This window comes from Actinomyces sp. oral taxon 170 str. F0386 (assembly GCF_000195595.1).
GTDB lineage: Bacteria > Actinomycetota > Actinomycetes > Actinomycetales > Actinomycetaceae > Actinomyces.
On record NZ_GL882544.1, the window covers coordinates 283779 to 309610 of the forward strand.

Genomic DNA, 25832 nt, shown 5'->3' on the forward strand with positions numbered 1-25832 from the left:
GGAAGGATCCGTGAGGACGGGATCCGGAGGGATCAATCAGTGGAAGGACTCTCCGCAGGCGCAGCTTCCGGCGGCGTTGGGATTGTCGATGGTGAAGCCCTGCTTCTCGATGCTGTCGGCGAAGTCGATGGTGGCACCCGACAGGTAGGGCACGCTCATACGGTCGACGACGACCTCGACGCTGTCCATCTCACCGCCCCCGGTGGGGAAGGCGCGCACTGCGTCACCGTCCAGGAGACGCTCATCGAAGTAGAGCTGGTAGACCAGGCCGGAGCAGCCTCCGGGCTGGACGGCCACGCGCAGGCGCAGGTCATCACGCCCCTCCTGGGCCAGGAGGCTGGCGACCTTCGCAGCGGCGGTCTCGGTGAGGATGACCTCGTGCTCAGGGGTCTCGGTGTCGGCGGGGTTGGTCAGGGCGGTCTCTGCCATGGTCATCTCCTGGTTTCTGTGCGGCACATCGAGTGACGATGCCTGTGTGGTGACGGTTCTCTGCAGCGGTTCTCAAGACGAGAACCACCAGGTTTCACCGGAGCCAACGCTCCAGTTATACGTCTTGTTCCTGGTGACAACCCTACGCGGTCCCCACCGCAAGGCCTCAGTGACGGGACTCACTGTGTCTGTGCTCCTTTCCAGGCTCGCCGGACCTGTCCAGGACGTCGCGGCTCACTCCCCGGCTCAGGCCAGGGCCACCAGCTCGAGGTACTCTGGCCCCCACAGGTCCTCGTCGCCGTCGGGCAGCAGAAGGACCCGGTCGGGGTTCAGGGCCTCGACGGCGCCCTCGTCGTGGGTGACCAGGACGACCGCGCCGGTGAAGGTGCCAAGAGCCCCGAGGATCTCCTCCCGGCTGGCGGGATCGAGGTTGTTCGTGGGCTCGTCCAGCAGCAGGACGTTGGCGCTGGAGACCACGAGCATCGCCAGGGCCAGGCGGGTCTTCTCCCCGCCGGAGAGGACTCGGGCGGGCTTGTCGGCGTCCGAGCCGGAGAAGAGGAAGGAGCCCAGGACGCTGCGCACCTGGGTGTCGTCCATGCCGGGCGCGGCACGGCGCAGGTTCTCCACGACCGTCAGGCCGGTGTCGATGGTCTCGTGCTCCTGGGCGTAGTAACCGATCTTGAGGCCGTGGCCGGGAATGACCTCGCCGGAGTCAGGCTCCTCCACGCCACCGAGCAGGCGCAGGAGCGTCGTCTTGCCGGCACCGTTGAGGCCCAGTACCACCACCCGGCTGCCGCGGTCGATGGCCAGGTCCACTCCGGCGAAGACCTCCAAAGAACCGTAGGCCTTGGACAGCCCGGCGGCGCGCAGCGGGGTCTTGCCGCAAGGGGCGGGGTCGGGGAAGCGCAGGTGGGCGACCTTCTCCACGGCGGCCTCGTCCTCCAGATCGGCCATGAGGCGCTCGGCGCGCTTGAGCATCTGCTGGGCGGCCACGGCCTTGGTGGCCTTGGCCCGCATCTTCTCCCCCTGGGCGCGCAGAGCCGCGGCCTTCTTCTCGGCACTGGCCCGCTCACGACGGCGCCGGTGCTCGTCATCGGCACGCTGCTTGAGGTAGGCGTCCCAGCCCAGGTGGTAGACGTCCAGGACCCCGCGGCCGGCGTCGAGGTACATGACCTGGTTGACGGTGTCGCGCAGGAGCTCGACGTCGTGGCTGATGACGATGAAGCCCCCGGCGTAGGAGCGCAGGTGGTCGCGCAGCCACAGGATCGAGTCGTGGTCGAGGTGGTTGGTGGGCTCATCGAGCAGCAGCGTGTCGGGCTGCTGGAACAGGACGCGGGAGAGCTCGACCCGACGGCGTTGACCGCCCGAGAGCGTGCCGATGGGTTGGTCGAGGACGCGGTCGGGCAGCCCCAGGGCAGCACTGATGCGAGCGGCCTCCGAGGCGGCCGCGTAGCCGCCGGCCATGGTGAACTCGTGGTCCAGGCGCGTGTAGCGGTCCAGGGCCTTGGCCTGGGCCTCCCCTTCGGTGACGGCGATGCGTTCCTCGGCCTTGCGGATGCGGGCCAGGAGGGCATCGATGCCGCGGGCGGACAGGATCCGGTCTCGGGCGATCTCGCTCAGGTCCCCGACCTTGGTGTCCTGGGGAAGGTAACCCACTGAGCTGGTACACGTGATCGTGCCCTCGTGCTCGACGGCCTCCAGGCCGTGGCGCTCATCGGCATCATTGACGGCACGTCCGGCCCCCTGGGCCACGGAGGTGGCGGCGAGCAGCTTGGTCATGGTGGTCTTGCCTGCGCCGTTACGGCCCACGAGGCCGATGCGCATCCCCTTGTCGACCCGGAAGCCGGCGTGGGCGACGAGCTGGCGGGCACCGATACGCATGGTGAGGTCCTGGACATTGATCACGCGCGCCATGGTACGGGGCCGGCGTCGTCAACCGCCGAGGCGGGTCTATCAGTCCCACCACATCCACCAGCCGACGGCGCCGCCGGCCCACTCGGGCCGGGTCCGCACGATGTCATCCGGGATGCCTTGGGCGTCGAGCTCGTAGCGCTGCTTGACCCGGTCCCACAGCGCGGAGCACTGACAGGCCCTGCTGTGCTCCGCGAAGACCTCATAACCCTGCAGGTCGGGATCGGCGACCCACAGTGCCTCGGTGCACAGGCGCTCGTCATCGCGTTGGGGGCCGATCCCGTAGCCTGATAGGCGCACCCGCCCGTCCGCGCCGGCACAGGCGGTCAGCATCGACTTCAGGGACGGGGAGAGGTTCTGGCGGTCGGCCAGTGCCGGGACTGGGATGCGAGCGAGCAGGTCGGCCGCTGTGGCGGCGTCCATCCCGCGGAACGATACGTAGTCGCTTACCGGGGCACCGACGGCGTCCGTGCGCAGCGGTGTCTCCTCCGGCAGGCAGCGCGGGGCATCGAGCCAGGGCTCAAGCAGGCGCCACAGGCCGATGCGCACCGTCCAACCCGGTGGACCGTACAGCCGCTGCGAGTCGGGAACGCCCAACAAGGGGAGGTCAGGAGATGCAGCAGGCGGCAGAGTGGTTGTGGGTGGGTGAACCGGAACGGATGATGCTGTCATGGGTGTCAGGGACATCTGAGCGCTCATATCGGGCTCCTTCGCTTGAGGCGGGTCGGTGTCTCCCAAGCGTGAGAGAACCACTCCACCGGCGCATTCGTTGGTCTGGACACCTGTGCGCAAAAAGGGTCTCATCTGCATCAACATGAATCGGTGGATTCCGGAGCACCACGAGCTGACGGGCGTCGATGATCTCGAGCGGCACCGGCCGGATGGACTGTTGCCTTTCAGATATGAGCCGTCAGGCAGTAGCCTCTTCCTCAAGCACCTCGCTGCGCCCGCGCGGCGCAGGAGGTGTCAGATCCCCCACCACCGGGAGCGAGCTCACCGAGGACCCGGAGCGCACCGGCGTGCACCCGCCGTCGTCGTTCGTCTCGCTCAGTAGGAAAGGGCCCGAATGGCAACTACGACCTCAACCCCTGAGGCAATCCTCGACGCCGTCGGCGGCGCCGATAACATCATCCATTTCACCCACTGCGCCACCCGGCTGCGCTTCGAGCTCAAGGACGCCTCCGGCGTCAACAAGGCGACCGTCGAGGCCATCCCGGGTGTCATGGGCGCCGTCCCCCAGTCCGGGGACCGCTACCAGATCGTCATCGGTGGTGCCGTACAGAGCGTGTACGACGAGATCAACAGCCTTCCGGCGATGAAGAGCCAGAGCGGCTCCTCCGGTTCCGGCTCAGGTGAGTCCGACGCCGACATCAAGGCCGCCGCCCGAGCCAAGGCCCGTGGCAAGAACGCCATGGTCGACGCCTTCTTCGAGTACCTCTCGGACTCCTTCCGTCCCCTGCTGCCGGTGCTGCTCGGCGCCTCGCTCATCATCGCCGGTCTTGCGGTACTGGATGCGTTCGGCGTCATCAATGCCAGTGATCCGAACCTGACGGCCGCGGACAAGCCCGCCGCACAGGTCTTCGCTGAGGCCATGTACAAGTCGGTGTTCCACTTCCTGCCCATCATGGTGGCCTACAACGCCGCCAAGAAGCTCAACATCGACCCCTGGGTCGGCGCCGCGGTCATGGCGGCGCTGATGACGCCTCCATTCCTTGACCTCAGCAAGGCACTGGGAACGACATGCACCCACAACGCCACGTTGAACAAGGACCTGTGTGTCGCGCATATCGCGGGCGTTCCCATGCAGCTCAACGACTACAGCGGTCAGGTCTTCGTTCCCCTCATGATGGTGGCCATCCTGGCCCTGGTCTACAAGGGTCTGGCCAAGCTCATTCCCGCCAACGTGCAGATGGTGTTCGTTCCGTTCTTCTCCTTCATCATCATGATGCCGGTGACGGCCTTCATCATCGGTCCAGCAGGTATCTGGGTCGGTACAGGCCTGGGTTCCGGACTGGCGTGGCTCAACACGAGCGCCCCGATCGTCTTCGCGATCGTCATCCCCCTGCTCTACCCGTTCCTGGTGCCGCTGGGTCTGCACTGGCCGCTCAACGCCATCATGCTGGCCAACATCAGCTCGCTGGGCTACGACTTCATCCAGGGCCCCATGGGCTCGTGGAACTTCGCCTGCTTCGGCGCCACCGCCGGTGTGCTGGTCCTGGCCATTCGTGACAAGGACAAGGTCATGCGTCAGACGGCCTCCGGCGCCCTGGCCGCCGGCCTCTTCGGCGGCATCTCCGAGCCGAGCCTCTACGGTATCCACCTGCGCTTCAAGCGCATCTACCCGCGTCTGCTGGCCGGCTGTCTCGTGGGCGGTCTCATCACCGGTATCGGCGGCGGTATCAAGGCCTCTACCTTCGTGTTCAGCTCGCTGCTGAGCATCCCGGTCTTCACCCCCATGGCTCTGTACGGCATCGCCATCGCGGCGGCCTTCGCCACCTCGATGTCCCTCATCATTCTCACGGACTACCGCACCAAGGAGGAGCGGGCCGAGGCCCGTGCGGCCGCGGCCGCCGCCGAGACCGCCGAGGTCTCTGCATCCGCCCCGGCTGAGGTCGCCGAGGAGCCCGAGGCCGACAGCACCACCTCGGCTGCTGCTACTACTGAGGAGGGCGACCGGACCGCGAAGGCCCCCACGCCCAAGCCGGCCCTCGTGCCTGGCGCGGTCACCGAGATCGCCTCGCCGCTCAAGGCCACGACCATGGACCTGGACAAGGTCCCCGACCCGGTGTTCTCCTCGGGCGCCGTCGGCCAGGGCGTGGGTCTGGAGCCCGAGGGTGACATCGTCGTCACGGCTCCGGCGGACGGCACCGTCGTCGTGGCCCCCTCCTCGGGTCACGCCTTCGGCATCACCCTGGACAATGGCGTGGAGATCCTCATCCACGTGGGTCTGGACACCGTCAATCTGGAGGGCAAGGGCTTCGACGTCAAGGTCTCCCAGGGCGACCGCGTCAGCGAGGGCCAGGAGCTCGTCCGCGTGGACCGTTCCGTCATCGAGCAGGCCGGTTACCCGCTGACCACGCCGGTGCTCATCACCAACACCGCCTCCTTCGCCTCGGTCGAGGTCGTCGGCGGCGACGCGGTGGAGCCCGGTGAGGCACTCATCAAGGTCACCGCGCCCGAGGCCTGAGCCTCACATGACACCGCCGACCTGATCGACCGCTGATACGACGTCGGGGCCGGGTCCGTAAGCTTACGGACCCGGCCCCGACGCGTTGTTGGCCGTCACCGCCGGCGCTGAGCCAGTGGCAGCTCAGAGCCGGGTCACGGCAGCCGCAGCGCCCAGAATGCCACGGCCGCCGCAGCAGCCACGTTGAGGGAGTCAACTGCCCCGGCCATCGGAATGCGCACCACCTCGTCGGCCTCAGCGATGGTCCGGTGGGACAGCCCATCGCCTTCCTTCCCCAGGACGACGGCGACCTGCGAGCCCGGGTCCGTACAGACCGGTGAGGCCGCGAGCTCGTCCAGCGCCACCGAGTTCTCCGACAGGGCCAGCGCGGCCACGGTGAAGCCCTGCGCGTGGAGCTCGTCCATGGCGGGCCAGCGCTCGATCCGGGTCCAGAGGACCTGGAAGACGGTGCCCATGGAGACGCGCACGCTGCGCCGGTAGAGCGGGTCCGCGCAGCGCGGGGTGACCAGGACGGCGTCGATCCCCAGGGCCGCTGCGCTGCGGAAGGCTGCCCCCACATTCGTGTGATCCACCAGGTCCTCCAGGATGGCGACTCGCCTGGCACCCGCTCCCCCGCGCGCGGCCGAAAGCAGCTCGGGGACGCTGGCGAGCTCGGGCCGGTTCATGGCGGCCAGCGCCCCGCGGTGCAGGTGAAACCCGGTGATGGACTCCAGCACCTCCTCGGGGGCGACGAAGACAGGTACGTCCCCGCCGTCATCGCGTCCTGCGCAGCCGGTCGCCGAGGCGATGACCGGACGCATCTCATCGAGGTGGCGCGGGGCCATGAGGAAGGAGCGCGGGGCGTGCCCCGCGGCGACGGCCCGCGTGATGACCTTGGAGGACTCGGCCATGTACAGGCCGCGCCGGGTCTCCAGCCGGCGGCGCAGCGCCACGTCCGTCAGCCGGGTGTAGTCCGCCAGGCGCTCGTCGGCACCGTCGTCCAGCTCAATGATCATCGCTCGTCACCTTCTGGGTCTGTCCCCGCTCAGCACAGCAGTACGGCGGGAAGAATAGGTCGATCGTCGTGGATCGCCTACTCCTCCCGCCACAGCACGTGCCGCCTGGGGGCTTTCGGACTCCCAGCGGCGTCAGGACGGTCGGATCACGCCCCGTAAGGTCCCTGGGGCGCCCCGGGAGGCGTGCCGTATCCGGGCTGGGCCTGAATGCCGTACCCGCCGCGCGGGGGCACGGTGCCGGGTTGACCGGTCTGCTGCTCATCGGGAGCGGCCGCCTGGCTGCCGTGCGAGGAGTGAGTCCCCTCGACGCCGTCGGAGGTCGGAACGGTGACGGTCGGTCCTCCATCCGCCTCATCAGCGGGAGCCTTCGGGGCACCACTCCCCCTGGGTGCGGGCTCCTCACTGGCCTCCTGGGAGGCCGACTCGACCTCACCGCGTGCCTGGGCGAGGGCCTCCTCGGGGGCCTGGAGGCTGGTGCTGGCCAGGTCCGAGGCGATGCCCAGGTCGAGCTCGCTGCCCGAGAGGTCAACACCGGGGCCGGAGTCGCCGTCGTCAGAGCCGTTCGAGCCGCCACCGGGGCCCCCGTCCTTGCCGCCGCCCAGGGCTCCGGCGATCCCGTCAAGGGCCGCGGTGAACTCGGTGGGTACGATCCACATCTTGGAGGAGGAGCCGTTGGCGATCTTGGGCAGGGTCTGGAGGTACTGGTAGGCCAGCAGCTTGGAGTCTGCGTTACCGCGGTGGATGGCGTCGAAGACCTGGAGGATGGCGCGCGACTCACCCTGGGCCTTGAGGATCGCGGACTGCGCCTGACCCTCGGCGCGCAGGATCGCGGACTGCTTGTCGCCCTCGGCCGTGAGGATCTGGGACTGCTTGACACCCTCGGCCGTGAGGATCGCGGCGCGGCGATCGCGCTCGGCGCGCATCTGCTGCTCCATAGAGCCCTGAATGGAGGCGGGCGGGTCGATGGACTTCAGCTCGACGCTGTTGACGCGGATTCCCCAGCGGCCGGTGGCCTGGTCCAGGACGCCGCGCAGCTGTCCGTTGATCTGGTCTCGGCTGGTCAGCGTCTGCTCCAGGTCCATGGAGCCCACGACGTTGCGCAGTGTGGTGACCGTCAGCTGCTCGATGGCCTGCAGGTAGTTGGAGATCTCGTAGGTGGCGCGTGTCGGGTCGGTGATCTGGTAGTAGACCACCGAGTCGATGCTCACCACCAGGTTGTCGGAGGTGATGACCGGCTGGGGCGGGAAGGAGACGACCTGCTCACGCAGATCCATGACGTTGCGCACCCGGTCGACGAAGGGCACCAGGAAGTGCATTCCGGCGGTGTAGGCCGCCTGGAAACGGCCCAGGCGCTCAACGATGATCGCGGTGCTCTGCTTGACGATCCGCACCGCCCGGAAGATGGCGACGATGACCAGTACGGCCACGAGAAGCAAGATGACGGAGATGACGGGCACGAGTTTCCTCCTGCAGGGTTGAACGGGTGGTCAGGACGGCTGTGTGCCGGCCGAGGGAGCTGAAGGCTAGAGGGTACGGGGAAGCGGATGTGATGCTGACGACGACACCGAACGATGCCAACACAGTAGGACACCGCGAACCGGGTCGAAGCCGCTGCGGATCTCTTGAGCGGGTACCGGTGTCAGGACGCGGAGGCGTCGGCGGGCGTGGTCGCCGGGGCGACGACGGCCACGGCACCGTCGATCTCAGTGACGGTGACGCGAGCACCGGCCTCCAGGCGGGTGCCACCCCCTTGAGCGTCGGGGGCCAGACGGGCGCTCCACTCCTCTCCGCCCAGGCGGACCCGGCCACCGCCGTCGTCCACCGCGGTGATGGTGGTGGCGGACCTGCCAATGAGGGCATCGACGTTGGTCTTCATCTGCGGAGTGGTGGCCGCCAGGCGACGCTTGGCCCAGGGCCGCACGGCGAAGAACAGCAGGGTGGAGATGCAGGCGAAAACGACCACCTGGGCCCACGGGGGACCGCCGAGGAAGGCCGTCAGGCCGCCCCCCAGTGCACCGCCGGCGATCATGAGGAAGGTAAGGTCAGCCGTCACCGTCTCGACGACGATGAGGAGCAGAGCCCCTCCGATCCAGAACAGCCATTCCATAAGAGCCTCCAGATGAGTGCGGTGAGTGAGTGTGTGGTCTGGTGCGCGTCGGGGCGGTGCGGTTCAGGCCGATGCCTGCGCTCGGAGCGGGTCAGCCCCGGGCCTCGGCGACTCGCTTCCCGTGAGCGGTGCGCCGGCCTCGTGCGGTGTAACGGCCGCGGTCGTGGGTGACCTCCAGCGGCATGTCGAAGGTCGCGCTGATCGTGTCCTCGGTGAGGACCTGCTCCAACGGGCCGGAGCCTACGACCTGCCCCTGCCGCAGCGTGAGCGCGTGGGTGAAGCCCTCTGGAATCTCCTCGAGGTGGTGGGTCACCAGAACCATGGAGGGCGAGTCCGGCGAGGAGATGATCTCGGTGAGGGCCGCCAGGAGCTGCTCGCGGCTGGCCAGATCCAGTCCTGAGGCAGGCTCGTCGAGGAAGAGCATCTCCGGGTCCGGCATAAGGGCACGGGCCAGCTCGACGCGCTTGCGCTCCCCGGAGGACAGCGTCCCCCAGAGACGGTCGGCAAGGTGGCCGGCGCCCAGAGCGCCCAGCAGGGCGTGGGCACGTTCGACGTCGAAGTCGTCGTACTCCTCGCGCCAGCGACCGATACGTCCGTAGGAGGCCGACAGGACCACGCCCATCACTTTCTCGCCGTCCTGGACGCTGGCGGCCAGGGCGGAGGACAGCAGACCGATGCGGGGGTGGAGCTCGGAGACGTCCACTCGCCCGAGCCGCTCGGAGAGGATGTTCACCGCCCCGGAGGAGGGGAAGAGCCTGGCCGAGGCGATCCTGGCGATCGTGGTCTTGCCCGCACCGTTGGGTCCCAGCAGCACCCAGTGCTGTCCCTCCTCCACGGTCCAGCTGACGTGGTTGAGGATCTGGTGGCTGCCGCGGTGCAGCGAGACGTCGTCGAGGTGCAGGACATTGGTCATGAGCCGATCCTATCGTGCCACGGATGTCACACCCGGCAGATGCGGGCAGCAGAACGGCAACCGGGACGTGACCGGAGAGTGCCTGCTTCTCATCCGCTTCCCGTCGGGGACCGGGCCACGGCGCCGCCGTTCACTATGGTGGTGCCTCATGGATCCCCTCACTGCGCCCGTGAGCATCGTGCTGGCTCTGTGGGCACCGGTTCCCTCCTCCCACGGACTGTCGCTCATTCAGGGACCCGACGGCGTCCACGACGTCATCGGCAGCACCACCAGCAGCAGCGCCGGCGGGTCCCCGGGCAGCTCTGGTGCCGAAGGTTTCGAGCACATCGGTCTGGAGCGCTGGCTCACCGGTGCCCGCCCGCTCAGCCGGGTGACCGCGGTCCTGCCCTCACCGGCCGACGGCACCGGCACCTGGGGGATCCTCCCCGACATCGAGGAGGGCGTCGTCGTCGAGGGGGCGCCCGGGAAGGTCCTGCTCGTGCCCGAGGGCTCCGGCACCTCCGTGACCTGGCGCGCCGAGCCAGTGGCCGGCCCGTTGCCGCCGATGGACGCGGGGCACGCTCGCAGGCAGGTGCACGCGGCCACCGAGGAGGCGATCGAGGCACTCATCGAGCTCGACCTGGCCCGCGAGCGCCCGGAGATGGCCGATACCCTCAACGACCTGCTCACGGCCGTGATGGACCCGCGTCTCATCCCGCCCTGGCTCTCGGCTCGCAACCGGGAGCTGCTGGAGCGCTCGCTGCGGCTGGCGGGCGTCTGCGAGCTGGCTCTGGACGACGACGGTGCGGCCACGACGGCGCTTCAGGTCCGGCGGCGATCCGACGTCCTGCGACCGCTGCTGGCGGTCGCACGCCACGGCGCCGCAGCGGCCACCGAGTGGTGGGCGGGCAGCCGGCCATGAAGAACTGAGGAAGAACCGCACCACTCGGCGACGTGTGAGTCAGCCCTGAGTCAGGACCCAGTTGTAGACGTCCATGGTGCGTTGGGCGATGGCCTCCCAGGCGAAGTGCTCCTCGACGCGACGCCGGGCGGCCTGGCCCATGGTCCTGGCGGCCTCGGTGTCGGTGACCAGGGTGGTGAGGCGCTCGGCCAGGTCGGCCTCGAAGCGGGCCGGGTCGATGGGAGTGCCGGTGCCGTCTTGGACCTGCTCGATGGGGACCAGGAGGCCTGTCTCGCCGTCGACGATGACGTCGGGGATGCCACCGGTGGCTGAGCCGACGACCGGCAGGCCCACAGCCATGGCCTCGAGGTTGACGATGCCCAGGGGCTCGTAGACCGAGGGGCACACGAAGACGTCGGAGGCGGCCAGCACGGCGATGAGCTCGGGGCGCGGCAGCATCTCCTCGATCCAGACCACACCGGTGCGCTTCTCGCGCAGGCGGGCCACGAGGCCCTCGACCTCGGTCTTGATCTCGGGGGTGTCGGGGGCGCCGGCGCACAGGATGACCTGGACATCGGCCGGCAGCTGCTCGCAGGCGCGCAGGAGGTGGGGCAGCCCCTTCTGGCGGGTGATGCGGCCGACGAACACGACGGCGGGGCGGTCGGGGTCGATACCGAGGCGCTGAAGGGTAGCGGCTGCCTGGGCGTCGGCGTCCTCGCCCTGCGGGTGCCTCCAGGCCTCGAGGTCGATGCCGTTGTGGACGACCTTGACGCGCTCGGGGTCGATGGCGGGGTAGGAGCGCAGGATGTCCTCGCGCATGCCGTTGGACACGGCGATGATGCCGGATGCTCCCTCGTAGGCGGTCTTCTCCGCCCAGGAGGACAGGGCGTAGCCGCCGCCGAGCTGCTCGGCCTTCCAAGGGCGCAGGGGTTCGAGGGAGTGGGCGCTGATGACGTGGGGGACTCCGTGGAGGAGCCCGGCCAGGTGCCCGGCGAGGTTGGCGTACCAGGTGTGAGAGTGGACGAGGTCGGTTCCCTCGGTGCCCTGGGCCATCTCCAGGTCGACGCCGAAGGTGCGCAGGGCGGCGTTGGCACTGTCGAGCTCGGCGATCTCGGGGTAGCCGGTGACGCCGTCGTCGGCGCCCTCGGTGCCGGGCTCGCGGGGGCCGCCGAAGGCGTGGACGCGGACGTCGGCCAGCGGGCGCAGGACCTTGGCCAGCTCGTTGACGTGAACTCCGGCGCCGCCGTAGATGAAGGGCGGGTACTCCTTGGTCAGCAGGTCGACCCTCATGGGTGTGCCTCTCCTCTGTCTGCTGGATGGACTGACCGCGCCTTCCTCGGCGCAGGACGGGCGCCCGCGGTGGGTCGGGCGCCACACCCGACGGTATACGCACGCGCCTCGCAGTGGGACCGTTACAGGTCAGTGGTTTGCGCTGAGTCATCCCTGTGAGCCGCATGGAGAGGCCGCCTGGGCCAGGACTAGATCGAAGGTCCGCGTCGATGCAGGATCGGCCCGAATTGTGATCTGTTTGGCCCCATAAGTCTCTCAAGCAACGTAAGGTGGGCCACATGGCTCAACCTCGCGTTCTCGCAATCGTCCTCGCTGGTGGCGAGGGCAAGCGTCTCATGCCCCTGACCGTCGACCGTGCCAAGCCCGCCGTTCCCTTCGGCGGCATCTACCGGCTCATCGACTTCTCCTTGTCCAACATGATCAACTCGGGCTTCCTCAAGGTCGTGGTGCTCACTCAGTACAAGTCCCACTCACTGGACCGCCACATCTCCAAGACCTGGCGCATGTCCGACATGCTGGGCAACTACATCGCCCCGGTGCCGGCTCAGCAGCGCGTGGGCAAGCACTGGTTCCTGGGGAGCGCCGACGCGATCTACCAGTCGCTCAACCTGCTCGACGACGAGCGGCCCGACTACGTGGTCATCACTGGTGCGGACAACATCTACCGGATGGACTTCTCCCAGATGCTGGACCACCACATCGCCTCCGGGCTGCCCTGCACCGTGGCGGGCATCCGTCAACCCCGGGCGCTGGCCGACCAGTTCGGCGTCATCGAGACCGACCCGACTGACCGGGGCAGGATCAAGGCCTTCGTCGAGAAGCCCAAGGAGACCCCGGGGCTGCCGGACTCCCCCGATGAGGTCCTGGCCTCGATGGGCAACTACATCATGAACTCCGACGCGCTCCTGGAGGCCGTCACGGTGGACGCCGCCGACGAGTCCTCCAAGCACGACATGGGCGGCAGCATCGTGCCCTGGTTCGTCAACCAGGGCACGGCCGGTGTCTACGACTTCAAGGACAACGACGTGCCCGGCTCCTCCGAGCGCGACCGCGACTACTGGCGTGACGTGGGTACCGTGGACGCCTTCTTCGACGCCCACCAGGACCTCATCTCGGTGACGCCCGTGTTCAACCTGTACAACGATCGCTGGCCGCTGTTCGCCGGCTATCAGGCGGCCATGCCGCCGGCCAAGTTCGTCTACGGACACCACGAGCGCCTGGGGCACGCGGTCGACTCGATCGTCTCGCCGGGCGTCATCGTCTCCGGCGGTGAGGTGATCTCCTCGGTCCTGTCCCCCGGCGTGCGAGTCAACTCCTGGTCCTCGGTGCGCGAGTCCGTCCTCATGGACGGAGCGGAGGTCGGCCGCAACACTGTGGTCAACCGCGCGATCCTGGACAAGTACGTCCGGGTGGAGGAGGGGGCCATGGTGGGGATCGACCCCGAGCACGATCGCGAGCGCGGCTTCACCGTGACAGAGTCTGGTATCACGGTGGTGGCCAAGGGGCAGCTCGTCACCCGCTGACCCGGGCGATGCTCATCGCCGGCCTTCAGCCACATCCTCCGTGCATCCACTGCTCGCTGCGCCGTCACCTGGTTCCTCCGGGCGACGGCGCGGTCGTGGAGGCGATTAGCATGACGCCATGAGCGCTACCTCCCCCGCCTTCGCAGGTTCCGTCAGCGGCGCGCTGAGCGGTGGCCCCCTGATCACCGAGGGGCCCGGTCTGCTGGTCATGGACGTGGACTCCACCCTGATCGAGCAGGAGGTCATCGAATTGATCGCCGAGCGTGCCGGGACCCGTGAGCAGGTCGCTGAGGTCACGGCCCGGGCGATGCGTGGGGAGCTGGACTTCGCCGCCTCGCTGCGCGAGCGGGTGGCGACGCTGGCCGGTGTCTCCGAGGACGTCTTCGCCGAGGTTCTCGCCGAGGTGCGCCCCACGGCGGGGGCGGTCGAGCTCATTGAGGCCCTGCACGCGCGCGGCTGCCGGGTGGGGGTCGTCTCCGGGGGCTTCGAGGAAGTCGTGGTGCCCCTGGCCGAGCGGCTGGGTATCGACCATGTGGCGGCCAACCGCCTGGAGGTGGACGGCGGTGTGCTCACCGGCCGGGTGCTGGGGCGGATCGTGGACCGCCAGGAGAAGGTCCACTGCCTGCGCACCTGGGCCGAGCAGGATGGGGTGCCCATGGAGCGCACGATCGCCGTCGGGGACGGGGCCAACGACCTGGGGATGCTGGCGGCCGCGGGGCTGGGGGTGGCGTTCTGCGCCAAGCCGGTCGTCGTCGAGCAGGCCGACGCCGCTGTCCACGTTCGCGACCTGCGGGCTGTTCTCCAGCTGATCGGGGCTGGCCGGGCCCCATCGGCGCGGGCCGGGCTCAGTCGCGCTTGCGGGCGGTGAAGATCTCGCGGATCCGAGCGCTCCTCGGCTCCAGCTCCGCCCAGCCGCAAGGCACGTCGATGATGACGGCGGTGGCCGTGGGGACGCCGAAGGAGATCTGCGAGGCCAGGTCGTCGTCGGTGTCGTGGAGGATGTGGGCCAGGACGGAGATCGTGGGCTCGTGGCCGACGACGACGACCGTGCTCGCGTTACCGCCCTCCTCGGCCAGAACCCGCAGGATGCCGTTGGGGCCCAGGTTGTAGATCTCCTCGCGCACCACGGTGTCGGTGGGCTCGAGGCGGTCGCGCAGGGGGCGGGCGGTCTCGCGGGCGCGGGCGGCCGGGGAGACCAGGAGCAGGTCGGTGGTCTCCAGGCGCTTGCGCAGCTCTTTGGCCAGCAGGCCGGCGAGGGCGGTGCCCTTGGAGGTCAGTGGGCGCTCCAGGTCGGTGGAGGCGTCGTGTGAGGCCTTGGAGTGGCGGACGAGGACGAGCCTGCGCGTGGGATCCGTTGTCACGGCTCTACCCTACGGCACCGTGGGGGCGCTGACACGGCTCCTGCACGGTTGTAGCAAGGTTCTGGGCCCAGCTCTTCCACCGGCTTCCGTGCCGATCATCCGACGACGCACGCTCCGCCGTCGGCGTGGATGGTCTGCCCGGTGGTGGCGGGCATCCAGGTGGACAGCAGGGCGACAGCGCTGCGGGCCACCGCGGTGGCGTCGGCGGTGTCCCACCCCAGTGGGGCGGCCTCGCTCCAGCGTCGGGACAGTGCTTCGAAGTCGGGGATGGCGCCGGCCGCGGTGGTACGCAAAGGGCCTGATGAGATGGCGTTGACCCGCACGCCGCGTCCTCCGAGCTCGACGGCGAGGGCGCGCACTGCGGCCTCCAGCGCCGCCTTGAGAGGCCCCATCCACCCGTAACCGGGGTGGACGCGGGCACTGTCAAAGGTCAGGGTCACGACGCTGCTGCCCCGCCCCAGGAGCGGGGAGGCGGCGTCGACGAGGGCCGGCAGGGAGGCCGCCGAGATGGTGAAGGCCCGCTCAAGGCTGCGCATCCGCTCCGCGCGCCCGGTGTCCTCGGGAAGCAGGACCTGCCCCAGTAGGTCAAGGTCGGCGCGGGCTATGGAGTGCACCAGGCCGTCCAGGCGGGTCACGCCCAGCTCTTCCAGGGCCGGCGCCAGGGCGGACGGGGAGTCGGCCTCGGCCACGTCCAGGGCCACCACCGGATCGATCAGGCCCAGGTTGCGGGCGACCGAGCGCGTGGCCGCCAGGGTGCGGGGGTGGCCGGTCAGCAGGACACGGGCACCCTGCTGGGCGGCGACCTCAGCGATACGGGTGGCGATCGAGCTGGGCCTCAGCGCACCGGTGACCAGTACCGTGCGGGCGCTGAGCAGGCCCTCGGGAGGGTTCATGCTCCTTATCGTCCCATGCCCATGCCGCCGTCGACTCCGAGGATCGCACCGGTGACATAGGAGGCCGCCGGGGAGGCCAGGAAGATGACGGGGCCCGCGATGTCGGCGACGTCGGCGAAGCGCCCCAGAGGGATCTGCTCGAGGTAGGAGGTGCGGATGTGATCGGGCAGGGAGGCGGTCATCGCGGTGGTGACGAAGCCGGGGGCCACGGCGTTGACCGTGATGCCTCGCGGTGCCAGCTCTCGGGCCAGGGAGCGGGTCAGCCCCTCCACCCCGCCCTTGGCGGCACCGTAGGCGGACAGGCCCACGCCTCCCCGGGCGGCGATGGCCGAGGAGACCAGGACGATGCGGCCCCTACGGGCCCGCATCATGGCCGGTGTCACGGCGCGCACCGTGTTGAAGGTGCCGGTCAGGTCCGCTGAGATGACCTCGTCCCACATCTGGGAGGAGGTGCGGGCGGCCAGGGACTCCCGGTTGATGCCGGCCGAGGCCACGAGAACCTCGATGGGGCCGTGGGCCTCGGTGGCGGCACTGAGGGCCTGAGTCAGGGCGTCGGGGTCGGTGACGTCGGCGGCCAGGGCCAGGGCGCCGTCGGAGGCCTCACCGGAGCGGGAGATACCGGCGACCCGGTCGCCCTGTGCGAGGAACGCCTTCGCGACCGCCTCCCCGATTCCTCGGGAGGCTCCGGTCACGACGACGGAACGTGATATCGACGACTCAGTCTCTTCGTTCATCAGCACAAGCACACAAGGTAACGCGCGAGAGCATTCATCATCAGTAATTCGTCACGCGCCGATCTCTATCCAACTGTGTTATTTCTTTCACAGACTGTCCGGGCTCGGTGTCCTCGCGGCTCACTCCACGTGTGGATCGGTACCCGAGTGCCGACCGTATGCCAGCATGGCGGGGTGACGACGACCGAGACCGCGCCCTCCTCCCACGATGCCGGAACCTCCGAGCGCTCGCCCGTACCGCTGCGCATCGGGGCGCTGGAGGTGCCCACCCCGGTCGAGCTCGCCCCTATGGCCGGCGTCACCAATGCCTCCTTCCGCCGCCTGTGCCGGGAGATGGCCGAGGCGACCATGCCTAAGGCGCTGGCACCCGCTTCCTCCGGCCCGGTCGCAGCGCCCGACGGCGGCCTGCTGGCCCCAGCGGGCCTGTACGTCACCGAGATGGTCACCACCCGGGCCCTGGTGGAGCGCAACGAGCGTACCCTGGCGATGGTGCGCACCGACCCGGCCGAGCGGGTGCGCTCCATCCAGCTCTACGGGGTCGATCCGGCCACAGTGGGGGCCGCTGTGCGGATCCTGGTCGAGGAGGACCTGGCCGACCACATTGACCTGAACTTCGGTTGCCCGGTGCCCAAGGTGACGCGCAAGGGCGGTGGGGCGGCGCTGCCGTGGAAGCGAGACCTGCTCGCAGCCATCCTCACCGAGGCGGTGCGCGCCAGCGAGGCGGCCTGTCGCGCCGCCGGGCGGGCGCGGGAGGTGCCGGTGACCATGAAGATGCGCCTGGGGATCGACGAGGAGCACGAGACTTTCCTCGCCGCCGCCCGGACCGCCGAGAACGCGGGGATCGCGGCGGTGGCCCTGCACGCCCGCAGCGCGCGCCAGCACTACTCCGGACAGGCACGTTGGGAGGAGATCGCTCGGCTCAAGGAGGCGACCGACCTGCCGGTGCTCGGCAACGGGGACATCTGGCTGGGCGACGACGCGGTGCGCATGATGGAGACCACCGGCTGCGACGGCGTCGTCGTGGGTCGCGGCTGCCAGGGGCGGCCCTGGCTGTTCGCCGACATCGTGGCCGCCATGCACGGCTCGAGCATGCGCACCCGCCCGGACCTGGATGCCGTCATCGAGGTGATCCGCCGTCACGGGCGCATGTTGGCCGCCGAGATGGGCGAGGACCGCGGCGTGCGTGACCTGCGCAAGCACGTGGGCTGGTACCTCAAGGGCTACCCGGTTGGCGGCGCCGCACGCGCCGACCTCATGGGGATCAGGTCCCTGGCCGACCTCGACGCCGGCCTGGAACGGATGCGCTCGCGCCTGCCGGAGGACGTCGACTACCCCGGCGACATCGTCGAGGGTCCCAGAGGCCGAGCCGGCAGCCCCAAGGCCCCTCGCCTGCCCGATGGCTGGCTGGACTCCCCCGTCCTGGACGAGGCCCACCGCGAGATGCTCAGCCAGGCCGAGTCCGACGTCTCCGTCTCCGGAGGCTGAGACTGCCGTCCCACCGCGCCCCAGGTCAGTCGTCGGCTATTCGTCCAGGACCGGGGTGACGCGGCACAGGGCCGCCGCGATCGCCGTCGTCGCCGGGATCGCCAGGACCAGGCCGATGGAGGAGATGAGGGTGCGCACGATCTCCTCGGCGATCTCGCCCGAGAGCATGGTGTCCAGCACCGCGCGGTCCATGAGGGCCGCGGCCAGGATGAGCGGCAGTGCCGTTCCGGCGTAGGCGAAGGCCAGGGTGTAGACGGTCGAGGCGATGTGGTCCCGGCCGATCCTCATCCCACCAGTGAACAGGCGCGTGCGCGACAGCAGCGGGTTGGCTGCGTGCAGCTCCCACACCGAGGAGGCCTGGGTGATGGTGACGTCGTTGAGCACGCCGAGCCCCGCGATCACCATGCCGCAGGTCAGCAGCGTCTGCAGGTCGATACTCGCACGGGAGGCCAGCAGGCGGGCCGTCTCGTCAACGTCCCCGGTCAGGTGGGCGGCGCCGGTCCCCCACAGGGCGAGCAGCACCGTGAGCACGATACCGGCCACCGTGCCCAGCAGGGCCGTCGTGGTGCGGATGGACACGCCGTGGGCCACGTAGACGGCGGCGAGCATCATCGCCATCGACCCGACCAGCGTCACCGCCAGCGGGTGGGAGCCGGACAGGAGCGCGGGGATCATGAAGAAGGCGAGCACACCGGTGGCCACCAGCAGGCCCAGGACGCTCAGGACGCCCTTGCGCCCGGCCACGGCGACGACGAGCACGAGGTAGACGATCGCCAGCGCGCCGACCGGCAGCTGGCGCTGGTAGTCGATGAAGGAGTAGGGGGAGCCGGACAGGATGGCCTGCGGCGAGTAGAGCACCACGAGCCGGTCACCGGTATGGGCGAGCCTGCGGGGCTCACCGACCAGCTGGACCGGCATGACCAGGCCCTTGCCCTCGCCCTCGGTGACGCGTGCGCACACGTGTCCCTTGGCGAAGTCCTCCTGCTTGACACCGTTGACCTCCGTCAGGGCGCTCACGGCGCTCTGACAGCTCGACAGGTCCGTGGAGGTGATGGTGGCCTTGCCCACCGAGCCGCCCTCGGCGGTGAAGGAGCGCGAACCGATCAGCGAGCTCTTGCCCGGCCAGAGCACGAACAGCCCGATGACGGTGGCCAGCACCAGGGCTCCGACAATGACGCCGAGCACGATCTTGACCCGGCGGGCCTCGCCCGCATCCAGGTCGAGAGGGCCGGAGGAGTGGCTGTGTCCGCTGTGGTGGCCAGTCGGCTCTGCCTGCGGCTCGGGAAGGCCCTCGGCGCGGAGAGGCTCGTTGCTCGGGGAGGTCGAGTTGGTGCTCACCGTCCCATCATGCCCGCCCCACGCCTCTGAGGTGAGCCAGGGACACGGGGCGCGGCTACGAGCGTGGGGCCGGGTCCAGGGGCTCAAGCCCCTCAGCGTCGTCAGCAGCCGATGAGGCGCTCAGCCAGGTAGCGCTCCACGCCCTCGAGCGGGATGCGCTCCTGGGTCATGGTGTCGCGCTCACGCACGGTGACCGCGCCGTCCTCGGGCGAGTCGAAGTCGTAGGTGAGGCAGAAGGGCGTGCCCACCTCGTCCTGGCGGCGGTAGCGGCGGCCCACCGCGCCGGCGTCGTCGTAGTCCACGTTCCAGGAGCGGCGCAGGCGAGCGGCCAGCTCCTTGGCCGGCCCGGTCAGCTCCTCCTTGCGGCTCAGCGGCAGGACGGCCGCCTTGACCGGGGCGATGCGCGGGTCGAGCCTGAGGACGATGCGCTTGTCCACCCCGCCCTTGGTGTTGGGGGCCTCGTCCTCGGTGTAGGCCTCCACGAGGAAGGCCATGAGCGAACGGGTCAGGCCCGCCGAGGGCTCGATGACGTAGGGGATCCAGCGCTCGGAGCGGGTCTGGTCGAAGTAGGACAGGTCCTTGCCGGAGTGCTCGGCGTGGGTGGACAGGTCGAAGTCGGTGCGGTTGGCGATGCCCTCGAGCTCGCCCCACTCCGAGCCGGCGAAGCCGAAGCGGTACTCCAGGTCCACGGTGCGCTTGGAGTAGTGGGAGAGCTTCTCAGCGGGGTGCTCGTAGAGGCGCAGGTTGCCCTCGCTGATGCCCAGGTCCGTGTACCAGGCCTTGCGGTAGTCGATCCAGTACTGGTGCCACTCCTCGTCCGTTCCCGGCTCGCAGAAGAACTCCAGCTCCATCTGCTCGAACTCGCGGGTGCGGAAGATGAAGTTTCCCGGCGTGATCTCGTTGCGGAAGGACTTGCCCACCTGGCCGATACCGAAGGGCGGCTTCTTGCGGGCCGCGCTCATGACGGCGGCGAAGTTGACGAAGATTCCCTGAGCCGTCTCGGGGCGCAGGTAGTGCAGACCGGACTCGTCGTCGACCGGCCCCAGGTAGGTCTTGAGCAGGCCGGAGAAGGCCTTGGGCTCGGTGAACCGGCCGCGGGTGCCGCAGCTAGGGCAGGCGACCTGCTCCAGGCTCACCGTGGATGGGTCCTCGATGCCGTGCTTGGCGGCGTAGGTCTCCTGGAGCTCGTCCTCACGCAGGCGCTTGTGGCAGGACTGGCACTCGATGAGCGGGTCGGTGAAGGCCTGGACGTGCCCGGAGGCGACCCACACCTCGCGCGGCAGAATGACCGAGGAGTCAAGTCCGACGACGTCGTCGCGCGAGCGGACCATGTACTGCCACCACTGGCGCTTGATGTTCTCCTTGAGCTCGACGCCCAGCGGCCCGTAGTCCCAGGCCGAGCGGGTTCCGCCGTAGATCTCGCCGCAGGGGAAGACGAACCCACGACGTTTGGCGAGGTTGATGACGGCGTCAAGGCGTGAAGAGGAGGATGCCAACGGAGTGCTCCTTCAGGAGTGATCGTGGTCCCGCCTGGTTGGTGGGGACGAGTGGGGACAGTCTAGGCGGCGGACCGTCATATGTCGGTGAGGGGCCCGTCGCACCACGCCCCGGCGGCGCGCCCTCCCCAGCGGCCCCGTAAACCGGTCCCCAGCAGCGCACACGCGGACTCACCGGGGTTTGACGCATGACGCCACACAGTATGAGAATGATTCGCATGAGTGTTTCACGGACTCGTTCCCTTCATCTCCGTCGCATCGTGGCGCTCGGAGCCACCCTGTTCCTGGCTGCCGGCATGAGCGCGTGCAGCGCCCTGAAGAACGACAGCTCGTCGGACTCCTCCGCCCACACGATCGCACCGGGTAAGACCCTGACGGTCTCGACGTCCTTCTACCCGATCCAGTACCTGGCGGAGGCCATTGGCGGCAACCTCGTCAAGGTCTCCTCCGTGACCCCCTCCAATGTGGAGCCGCACGACTTCGAGCTCTCCGGCAAGGAGACCGCCGAGCTGGGTAAGGCCGACCTCATCGCCTACGTCCCCGGCTTCCAGCCCTCCCTGGACAAGGCCGTCAAGGAGGTCGGCTCCGGCCCCACGGTGGTCGATCTGAGCAAGCCGGCCAACCTCGTCCACCACGAGGGGGTTGAGGAGGAGCACGAGCACGGTGACGAGGCCTCCGGTGACGCCTCCGCAGCGGCGACTGACGCCGCCACCTCGGAGTCCAGCGAGGCCGGACACGATGAGCACAGTCATGCCGAGGGCGGCGAGGAGCACGGCAGCGACCTCGACCCGCACTTCTGGCTGGACCCGCAGCGCATGATCTCGGCGGCCGAGACCCTCGAGGCCTCCTTCGCCAAGATCGACCCGGCCAACGCCAACGACTACAAGGCCGGGCTCGACAAGCTCAAGACGGCGCTGACCAACCTGGACACGCAGTACAGCACTGGCCTGTCCACCTGCCAGCGCACCACCTTCGTCACCTCTCACGCGGCCTTCGGCTACATGGCCGACCGTTACAAGCTGACCCAGGCCTCCATCTCCGGCATCGACCCGGAGACCGAGCCCAGTCCCGCCGAGCTGGCCAATATCAAGTCGGTGGTCCAGAGTACGGGAACGACGACGATCTTCACTGAGGAGCTCGTCTCCCCCACCACCGCCCAGGCGATCGCCGCGGAGACCGGAGCGGAGACCAATGTCCTCAGTCCCCTGGAGTCCAAGCCCGATCGGGGCGACTACACCGACGCCATGACCACCAACCTGGATCGGCTCAAGATCGCCCTGGCCTGCCAGTAGAGTCAGGCTCGGGCGGCCACCCAGCGACCCATCCAGCCGACGTTCAACCAGATCGGCATGATCACACCGGTATGACCTCACCACCTTCATCATCATCGTCTCCGACGACGCCGTCCGGATCACCCCGGGCGGCGTCGTCCGCGCTCGCCATCAGGGTCCGGGACCTCAGGGTCGTCCTTGGGGCCTCCCTCATCCTGGACGACGTGAGTCTCGCGGTGGGCGGCGGCGAGTCCGTGGCGCTGCTGGGCGCCAACGGCTCGGGCAAGTCCACCCTGGTCAAGGCCGTCCTGGGGCTGGTGCCCCCGGCCAGCGGCAGCATCGAGGTGCTGGGCACACCCACGACCCGGCGTCACAGAGTCCCCTGGCAGCGCATCGGCTACGTCCCCCAACGGATCGGTGCGGGCTCGGGTGTTCCTGCCACGGCTCTGGAGGTGGTGCGCTCCGGGCTCCTGGGACCGCGCCGTCCCTGGGCGGACCGGGGCCGCACGGCCAAACGGAAGGCCATGGCCGCGCTCGACGCCGTCGGACTGGCCCACCGGGCCGGTGACCACGTCCAGGTCTTCTCCGGCGGACAGGCCCAAAGGGTCCTCATCGCCCGGGCCCTGGTCCGCTCTCCCGAGCTGCTCATCCTCGATGAGCCCCTGGCCGGGATCGACCGCGCCAGCCGGGAGTCCCTGGCCATGATTCTGCAGGGTCTGCGCGCGCAGGGGCTGACCCTGGTCACTGTCCTCCACGAGATGGGTGAGCTCGCCGACGTCGTCCAACGGGCGATCCTCCTGCAGGACGGCCGACTCGTCGCCGACGGGCCGGCCGCCGAGGTGGCCCGCCTGCGCGACGGCAGAGTCGGTGTCTCTGTCAGCGGTGGTGGCTACTGGGACCACGGCGACCACCACCCGGACGCCGGCGGCCCTCCCGCGCACCACGCCCCCGTCCTCGACCACCGGCTGCCTGAGGCGCGGCCCAGTACCGGCAGGAGCACCCGGCCATGATCGAGTTCGTCTCCGACATGCTCGCCAGCCCCCTCATGCAGCGGGCCTTCATCGTGGCGGTCCTGGTGGGGCTGGCCGCACCGGTGGTGGGCACCTACCTGGTTCAGCGGGGTCTGGCGCTGCTGGGCGATGGGATCGGGCACATCGCCCTGACCGGTATCGCCCTGGGCTGGCTGGCCGGGGCCGCCGCCAACGTCACCCCCCATGACGCGTGGGCCGTGCCCGGGGCGATCGTCGTCAGCGTGCTGGGCGCCGTGACCATCGAGGTCATCCGCGCCAGCGGCCGTACCCGCGGTGACGTGGCTCTGGCGATCCTGTTCTACGGGGGCATTGCCGGGGGTGTCATCCTCATCCGCCTGGCCGGCGGCACGACGACGAACCTCAACTCCTACCTGTTCGGCTCGATCTCCACGGTCTCGGTCTCCGACGCCTGGTTCACCATTGCCCTGGCGACCCTGGTCCTTCTGGTGGGGCTGGGGCTGCGTGGGCCGCTGTTCGCCTTGTGCCATGACGAGGAGTTCGCCCGTGCCTGCGGGCTGCCCACAAGCGCTCTCAACGTCCTGGTGGCGGTGGTTGCGGCGCTGACTGTCTCGGTGTCGATGCGGGTGGTGGGTGCTCTGTTGGTCTCCGCGGTCATGATCGTGCCGGTGGCCATCGCCCAGCTCGTCTCGCACTCCTTCGCCCGCACCATGTACCTGGCGATGGGACTGGGAGTGGTGGCCTGCGTGTCCGGTTTAACGATCACCTACCTGGTGGCGGCCTCCCCCGGCGCCATGATCGTGGTACTCCTGGTAGGGGGGTATGCCGTCGTCGCCCTCCTGGCTGGACTGTGGCAGATCGTCAGCCGCGCCCGACGGCACCACATCACCTCAGGAGGTAGACCATGAGCGCAAGCAGCCAGACGCAGCGGCCCCGTGCCACGCGCCAACGCGCTGCCGTTGCCGATATCCTGGCGCGCACCGACGAGTTCCGCTCGGCCCAGCAGATCCACTCCGCCCTGGAGGCCGAGGGCACCAAGGTGGGGTTGGCCACCGTCTACCGCAACCTGCAGACCCTGGCGGAGGCCGGCGCGGTGGACCAGGTGCGCAGCGCCGAGGGCGAGGTCCTCTACCGGGCCTGTGAGGGGCAGGAGCACCACCACCATATCGTGTGCCGCCGTTGCGGCTATACCGTGGAGGTCGCCGGCGGCGAACTGGAGGGGTGGATCCGGCGGGTCTCGGCCCAGCAGGGCTTCACCCAGATGGAGCACACCGCGGAGTTCTTCGGCCTGTGCGCCACCTGCTCGGCCCAGGAGAGCGCCTAAGACACCTCGCAGGGCTGAGCCCGAGCCAGCTGGCGAACCGGCTCCGCCGGCCTGCTACTTACTGCTCGTCGTCCTCCGGAGTCTCGTCGTCCTGCGGGACCCCGACCTCACCGGGTTCCTCGTGCAGCACCTTGTCCACGGCGCCGCCGTAGCGGCGCTCGCGCCCGGCGTAGACCTCGCAGGCCCTCCACAGCTCGGTGCGGTTGAAGTCGGGCCAGGCCAGGGGTGAGAAGTAGAGCTCGGCGTAGGAGGAGGACCACATGAGGAAGTTGGAGGTGCGCTGCTCGTCTCCGGTGCGGATGAACAGGTCCACGTCCCTCATAGTGGGTGAGTACAGGTAGCGCTGGATGATCTTCTCGTTGATGGAGGAGGCCTTGAGCCGGCCGGCGGCGACGTCCTCGGCGATGGCGCGGGTGGCGTCGGCGATCTCGGCGCGTCCGCCGTAGTTGATGCACAGGTTGAGGACCAGTCCCGTGTTGTGGGCGGTGAGGCGCTCGGCCTCGCGCAGCTCGCGCAGCACGGACCTCCACAGGCGCGGGGTGCGCCCGACCCAGCGCACCTTGACGTTCCAGGAGTGGAGGATGTCGCGCTGGGCACGCAGGACCTTGCGGGCGAAGCCCATGATGAAGCGGACCTCACCCGGTGAGCGCCGCCAGTTCTCGGTGGAGAAGGCGTAGGCGCTCAGCTCGCTCACGCCGATCTCGACGGCGCCGGCGACGACGTCGAGCAGGTTGGCCTCCCCCACCCGGTGCCCCTCGGTGCGGGGCAGGCCACGGGCGTTGGCCCAACGCCCGTTGCCGTCCATGACGACGGCCACGTGCTGTGGTAGGGATGCCGATGGGAGCAACGGTGGTGTGAGGCCCGGGCGGTGCAGGGGCGGGGCCTCGTCGACCGTCATGTCCCGGGTCACGCCTGCTGCCGCGTCTCTCATGGCGTCTGTCATGATCATGCCCTTTCCACCAGTGCGAGGGAGCGCAGGCGCCGCTCCAGGTACCAGGTCGTGTATGCCGAGACGAGCCCAGAGGCCTGCGAGCGCTCGCGCTGGCCCGAGACGTCGGCCACGCCCCAGTCCCCGGAGAGCAGAGCGCCCAGGAGCACCATTGTGACCGGCTCGACCTCGACGGCGCCGGCCGACCGGCAGGACTCGCACACCGCACCGCCGACCTGCACGTGGAAGGCCCGGTGGGGTCCTGGCGCGCCGCACAGGGCGCAGTCGTAGCACGATGGCGCCCAGCCGCCCAGGGCCAGGGCGCGCAGCAGGTAGGAGTCCAGGATGAGTCCGGGCGCGTGGCGCCGGTGCGCCATGGCGGCCAGGGCCCCGGCCAGCAGCAGGTACTGCTGGGGGCTGGCCTCGGTGCCCAGGTCGCCGTTGTCGGCGCTGAGGCGCTCGGCGGTCTCCACCATGGTCGAGGCGCAGGTGAACATGGCGTAGTCGGCGCAGACGGCCCGGCCGAAGGGGTCGATGATCTCGGCCTGGGTGACGACGTCGAGGTTACGTCCGGCGTGGAGCTGGACGTCGACCATGGAGAAGGGCTCCAGGCGCGCACCGAAGCGGGAGCTGGTGCGGCGCACGCCCTTGGCCACGGCGCGCACCTGGCCGTGGTGGCGGGTGAGCATCACGATGATGCGGTCGGCCTCGCCCAGCTTGTAGGTGCGCAGGACGATCGCCTCGTCCCGGTACAGCCTGCTCGTCACGGACGCAGTCT

24 protein-coding genes are annotated in these 25832 nt (G+C 69.3%); 9 read left to right on the top strand and 15 right to left on the bottom strand.

Annotated elements, in window-relative coordinates:
• Positions 1-36: 36 nt before the first annotated feature.
• The 3 genes from HMPREF9056_RS09280 to HMPREF9056_RS09290 form a co-directional block, all read right to left on the bottom strand.
• Complete coding sequence (locus HMPREF9056_RS09280) at positions 37-429, bottom strand: iron-sulfur cluster assembly accessory protein (RefSeq protein WP_034514354.1); 393 nt, start codon at positions 427-429, stop codon at positions 37-39.
• A 246-nt stretch (positions 430-675) separates the two neighbouring features.
• Entirely contained in the window at positions 676-2334 is a 1659-nt protein-coding gene (locus HMPREF9056_RS09285) for an ABC-F family ATP-binding cassette domain-containing protein (protein ID WP_172635259.1), read from the bottom strand.
• Positions 2335-2382: 48 nt separating this feature from the next.
• The gene (locus tag HMPREF9056_RS09290; protein ID WP_034514355.1) at positions 2383-3039 is read right to left on the bottom strand and encodes a hypothetical protein; all 657 of its coding nucleotides are present in this window, start codon (positions 3037-3039) and stop codon (positions 2383-2385) included.
• Positions 3040-3406: 367 nt separating this feature from the next.
• On the opposite strand from HMPREF9056_RS09290, the gene HMPREF9056_RS09295 reads away from it, so the two are divergent.
• Positions 3407-5527 (top strand): glucose PTS transporter subunit IIA, encoded by a 2121-nt coding sequence (locus HMPREF9056_RS09295; protein ID WP_009404755.1) that lies wholly within the window; start codon positions 3407-3409, stop codon positions 5525-5527.
• A 134-nt stretch (positions 5528-5661) separates the two neighbouring features.
• Here the strand turns inward: HMPREF9056_RS09295 and HMPREF9056_RS09300 are convergent, their stop codons facing one another.
• The 4 genes from HMPREF9056_RS09300 to HMPREF9056_RS09315 all read right to left on the bottom strand — a co-directional run bounded on the left by HMPREF9056_RS09300 (position 5662) and on the right by HMPREF9056_RS09315 (position 9542).
• Complete coding sequence (locus HMPREF9056_RS09300; RefSeq protein WP_009404756.1) at positions 5662-6522, bottom strand: RNA methyltransferase; 861 nt, start codon at positions 6520-6522, stop codon at positions 5662-5664.
• Between the two features lie 146 nt (positions 6523-6668).
• Positions 6669-7979: an SPFH domain-containing protein gene (locus HMPREF9056_RS09305; RefSeq protein WP_009404757.1), complete on the bottom strand. Its 1311-nt coding sequence runs from the start codon at positions 7977-7979 to the stop codon at positions 6669-6671.
• Between the two features lie 182 nt (positions 7980-8161).
• Positions 8162-8629: an NfeD family protein gene (locus tag HMPREF9056_RS09310; RefSeq protein ID WP_009404758.1), complete on the bottom strand. Its 468-nt coding sequence runs from the start codon at positions 8627-8629 to the stop codon at positions 8162-8164.
• Positions 8630-8720: 91 nt separating this feature from the next.
• The gene (locus tag HMPREF9056_RS09315) at positions 8721-9542 is read right to left on the bottom strand and encodes an ABC transporter ATP-binding protein (RefSeq protein ID WP_009404759.1); all 822 of its coding nucleotides are present in this window, start codon (positions 9540-9542) and stop codon (positions 8721-8723) included.
• Between the two features lie 148 nt (positions 9543-9690).
• Here HMPREF9056_RS09315 and HMPREF9056_RS09320 point away from each other — a divergent pair, with 148 nt between their 5' ends.
• Positions 9691-10443 carry a hypothetical protein gene (locus tag HMPREF9056_RS09320; RefSeq protein ID WP_009404760.1) on the top strand — a complete coding sequence of 251 codons (753 nt, stop codon included), beginning with the start codon at positions 9691-9693 and terminating at the stop codon, positions 10441-10443.
• 39 nt (positions 10444-10482) lie between these two features.
• Here the strand turns inward: HMPREF9056_RS09320 and glgA are convergent, their stop codons facing one another.
• Positions 10483-11712: a glycogen synthase gene (gene glgA, locus HMPREF9056_RS09325; protein ID WP_009404761.1), complete on the bottom strand. Its 1230-nt coding sequence runs from the start codon at positions 11710-11712 to the stop codon at positions 10483-10485.
• Positions 11713-11990: 278 nt separating this feature from the next.
• Between glgA and HMPREF9056_RS09330 the strand changes: the two genes are divergently transcribed.
• Together HMPREF9056_RS09330 and serB are read left to right on the top strand one after the other, a co-directional pair.
• Positions 11991-13235: a glucose-1-phosphate adenylyltransferase gene (locus HMPREF9056_RS09330; RefSeq protein ID WP_009404762.1), complete on the top strand. Its 1245-nt coding sequence runs from the start codon at positions 11991-11993 to the stop codon at positions 13233-13235.
• A 118-nt stretch (positions 13236-13353) separates the two neighbouring features.
• The gene (serB, locus tag HMPREF9056_RS09335; RefSeq protein ID WP_009404763.1) at positions 13354-14103 is read left to right on the top strand and encodes a phosphoserine phosphatase SerB; all 750 of its coding nucleotides are present in this window, start codon (positions 13354-13356) and stop codon (positions 14101-14103) included.
• Here the strand turns inward: serB and HMPREF9056_RS09340 are convergent.
• From HMPREF9056_RS09340 to HMPREF9056_RS09350, 3 genes are all read right to left on the bottom strand, one after another.
• Entirely contained in the window at positions 14081-14596 is a 516-nt protein-coding gene (locus HMPREF9056_RS09340; RefSeq protein ID WP_009404764.1) for a histidine phosphatase family protein, read from the bottom strand. The genes serB and HMPREF9056_RS09340 overlap by 23 nt on opposite strands.
• 95 nt (positions 14597-14691) lie before the next feature.
• Positions 14692-15489: an SDR family oxidoreductase gene (locus HMPREF9056_RS09345; protein WP_009404765.1), complete on the bottom strand. Its 798-nt coding sequence runs from the start codon at positions 15487-15489 to the stop codon at positions 14692-14694.
• Positions 15490-15494: 5 nt separating this feature from the next.
• Entirely contained in the window at positions 15495-16223 is a 729-nt protein-coding gene (locus HMPREF9056_RS09350; protein WP_009404766.1) for an SDR family oxidoreductase, read from the bottom strand.
• Positions 16224-16397: 174 nt separating this feature from the next.
• Here HMPREF9056_RS09350 and dusB point away from each other — a divergent pair, with 174 nt between their 5' ends.
• The gene (dusB, locus tag HMPREF9056_RS09355) at positions 16398-17708 is read left to right on the top strand and encodes a tRNA dihydrouridine synthase DusB (RefSeq protein ID WP_009404767.1); all 1311 of its coding nucleotides are present in this window, start codon (positions 16398-16400) and stop codon (positions 17706-17708) included.
• A gap of 36 nt (positions 17709-17744) precedes the next feature.
• Here the strand turns inward: dusB and HMPREF9056_RS09360 are convergent, their stop codons facing one another.
• Positions 17745-19046 carry a YibE/F family protein gene (locus HMPREF9056_RS09360; RefSeq protein WP_009404768.1) on the bottom strand — a complete coding sequence of 434 codons (1302 nt, stop codon included), beginning with the start codon at positions 19044-19046 and terminating at the stop codon, positions 17745-17747.
• 101 nt (positions 19047-19147) lie between these two features.
• Positions 19148-20542 carry a glycine--tRNA ligase gene (locus tag HMPREF9056_RS09365; protein ID WP_009404769.1) on the bottom strand — a complete coding sequence of 465 codons (1395 nt, stop codon included), beginning with the start codon at positions 20540-20542 and terminating at the stop codon, positions 19148-19150.
• Positions 20543-20760: 218 nt separating this feature from the next.
• Here HMPREF9056_RS09365 and HMPREF9056_RS09370 point away from each other — a divergent pair, with 218 nt between their 5' ends.
• The 4 genes from HMPREF9056_RS09370 to HMPREF9056_RS09385 all read left to right on the top strand — a co-directional run bounded on the left by HMPREF9056_RS09370 (position 20761) and on the right by HMPREF9056_RS09385 (position 24126).
• Positions 20761-21834, top strand: a complete 1074-nt coding sequence (locus tag HMPREF9056_RS09370) for a metal ABC transporter substrate-binding protein (RefSeq protein WP_034514358.1) — start codon at positions 20761-20763, stop codon at positions 21832-21834.
• A 71-nt stretch (positions 21835-21905) separates the two neighbouring features.
• On the top strand, positions 21906-22823 hold the full coding sequence (locus HMPREF9056_RS09375; RefSeq protein ID WP_034514359.1) for a metal ABC transporter ATP-binding protein: 918 nt from the start codon (positions 21906-21908) through the stop codon (positions 22821-22823).
• Positions 22820-23710, top strand: a complete 891-nt coding sequence (locus HMPREF9056_RS09380; RefSeq protein ID WP_009404773.1) for a metal ABC transporter permease — start codon at positions 22820-22822, stop codon at positions 23708-23710. The genes HMPREF9056_RS09375 and HMPREF9056_RS09380 overlap by 4 nt, the downstream gene beginning before the upstream one ends.
• A complete protein-coding gene (locus tag HMPREF9056_RS09385) occupies positions 23707-24126 on the top strand; it encodes a Fur family transcriptional regulator (RefSeq protein ID WP_009404774.1) in 420 nt (139 codons plus the stop codon). The genes HMPREF9056_RS09380 and HMPREF9056_RS09385 overlap by 4 nt, the downstream gene beginning before the upstream one ends.
• A 58-nt stretch (positions 24127-24184) precedes the next feature.
• Here the strand turns inward: HMPREF9056_RS09385 and uppS are convergent, their stop codons facing one another.
• Entirely contained in the window at positions 24185-25069 is an 885-nt protein-coding gene (gene uppS / locus HMPREF9056_RS09390) for a polyprenyl diphosphate synthase (protein WP_253270007.1), read from the bottom strand.
• Positions 25070-25071: 2 nt separating this feature from the next.
• A complete protein-coding gene (recO, locus tag HMPREF9056_RS09395; RefSeq protein ID WP_009404776.1) occupies positions 25072-25821 on the bottom strand; it encodes a DNA repair protein RecO in 750 nt (249 codons plus the stop codon).
• Between the last annotated feature and the right edge of the window lie 11 nt (positions 25822-25832).

Bases quoted from the DNA above. Each gene is read 5' to 3' on its own strand.
- HMPREF9056_RS09310 (WP_009404758.1), bottom strand. From the start codon at position 8,629: ATGGAATGGCTGTTCTGGATCGGAGGGGCTCTGCTCCTCATCGTCGTC.
- HMPREF9056_RS09345 (WP_009404765.1), bottom strand. From the start codon at position 15,489: ATGAACCCTCCCGAGGGCCTGCTCAGCGCCCGCACGGTACTGGTCACC.
- HMPREF9056_RS09315 (WP_009404759.1), bottom strand. From the start codon at position 9,542: ATGACCAATGTCCTGCACCTCGACGACGTCTCGCTGCACCGCGGCAGC.
- uppS (WP_253270007.1), bottom strand. From the start codon at position 25,069: ATGACAGACGCCATGAGAGACGCGGCAGCAGGCGTGACCCGGGACATG.
- HMPREF9056_RS09380 (WP_009404773.1), top strand. From the start codon at position 22,820: ATGATCGAGTTCGTCTCCGACATGCTCGCCAGCCCCCTCATGCAGCGG.
- HMPREF9056_RS09350 (WP_009404766.1), bottom strand. From the start codon at position 16,223: ATGAACGAAGAGACTGAGTCGTCGATATCACGTTCCGTCGTCGTGACC.
- HMPREF9056_RS09370 (WP_034514358.1), top strand. From the start codon at position 20,761: ATGAGTGTTTCACGGACTCGTTCCCTTCATCTCCGTCGCATCGTGGCG.
- HMPREF9056_RS09330 (WP_009404762.1), top strand. From the start codon at position 11,991: ATGGCTCAACCTCGCGTTCTCGCAATCGTCCTCGCTGGTGGCGAGGGC.
- HMPREF9056_RS09300 (WP_009404756.1), bottom strand. From the start codon at position 6,522: ATGATCATTGAGCTGGACGACGGTGCCGACGAGCGCCTGGCGGACTAC.
- HMPREF9056_RS09290 (WP_034514355.1), bottom strand. From the start codon at position 3,039: ATGAGCGCTCAGATGTCCCTGACACCCATGACAGCATCATCCGTTCCG.
- HMPREF9056_RS09385 (WP_009404774.1), top strand. From the start codon at position 23,707: ATGAGCGCAAGCAGCCAGACGCAGCGGCCCCGTGCCACGCGCCAACGC.
- HMPREF9056_RS09295 (WP_009404755.1), top strand. From the start codon at position 3,407: ATGGCAACTACGACCTCAACCCCTGAGGCAATCCTCGACGCCGTCGGC.
- HMPREF9056_RS09375 (WP_034514359.1), top strand. From the start codon at position 21,906: ATGACCTCACCACCTTCATCATCATCGTCTCCGACGACGCCGTCCGGA.
- HMPREF9056_RS09320 (WP_009404760.1), top strand. From the start codon at position 9,691: ATGGATCCCCTCACTGCGCCCGTGAGCATCGTGCTGGCTCTGTGGGCA.
- serB (WP_009404763.1), top strand. From the start codon at position 13,354: ATGAGCGCTACCTCCCCCGCCTTCGCAGGTTCCGTCAGCGGCGCGCTG.
- HMPREF9056_RS09280 (WP_034514354.1), bottom strand. From the start codon at position 429: ATGGCAGAGACCGCCCTGACCAACCCCGCCGACACCGAGACCCCTGAG.
- glgA (WP_009404761.1), bottom strand. From the start codon at position 11,712: ATGAGGGTCGACCTGCTGACCAAGGAGTACCCGCCCTTCATCTACGGC.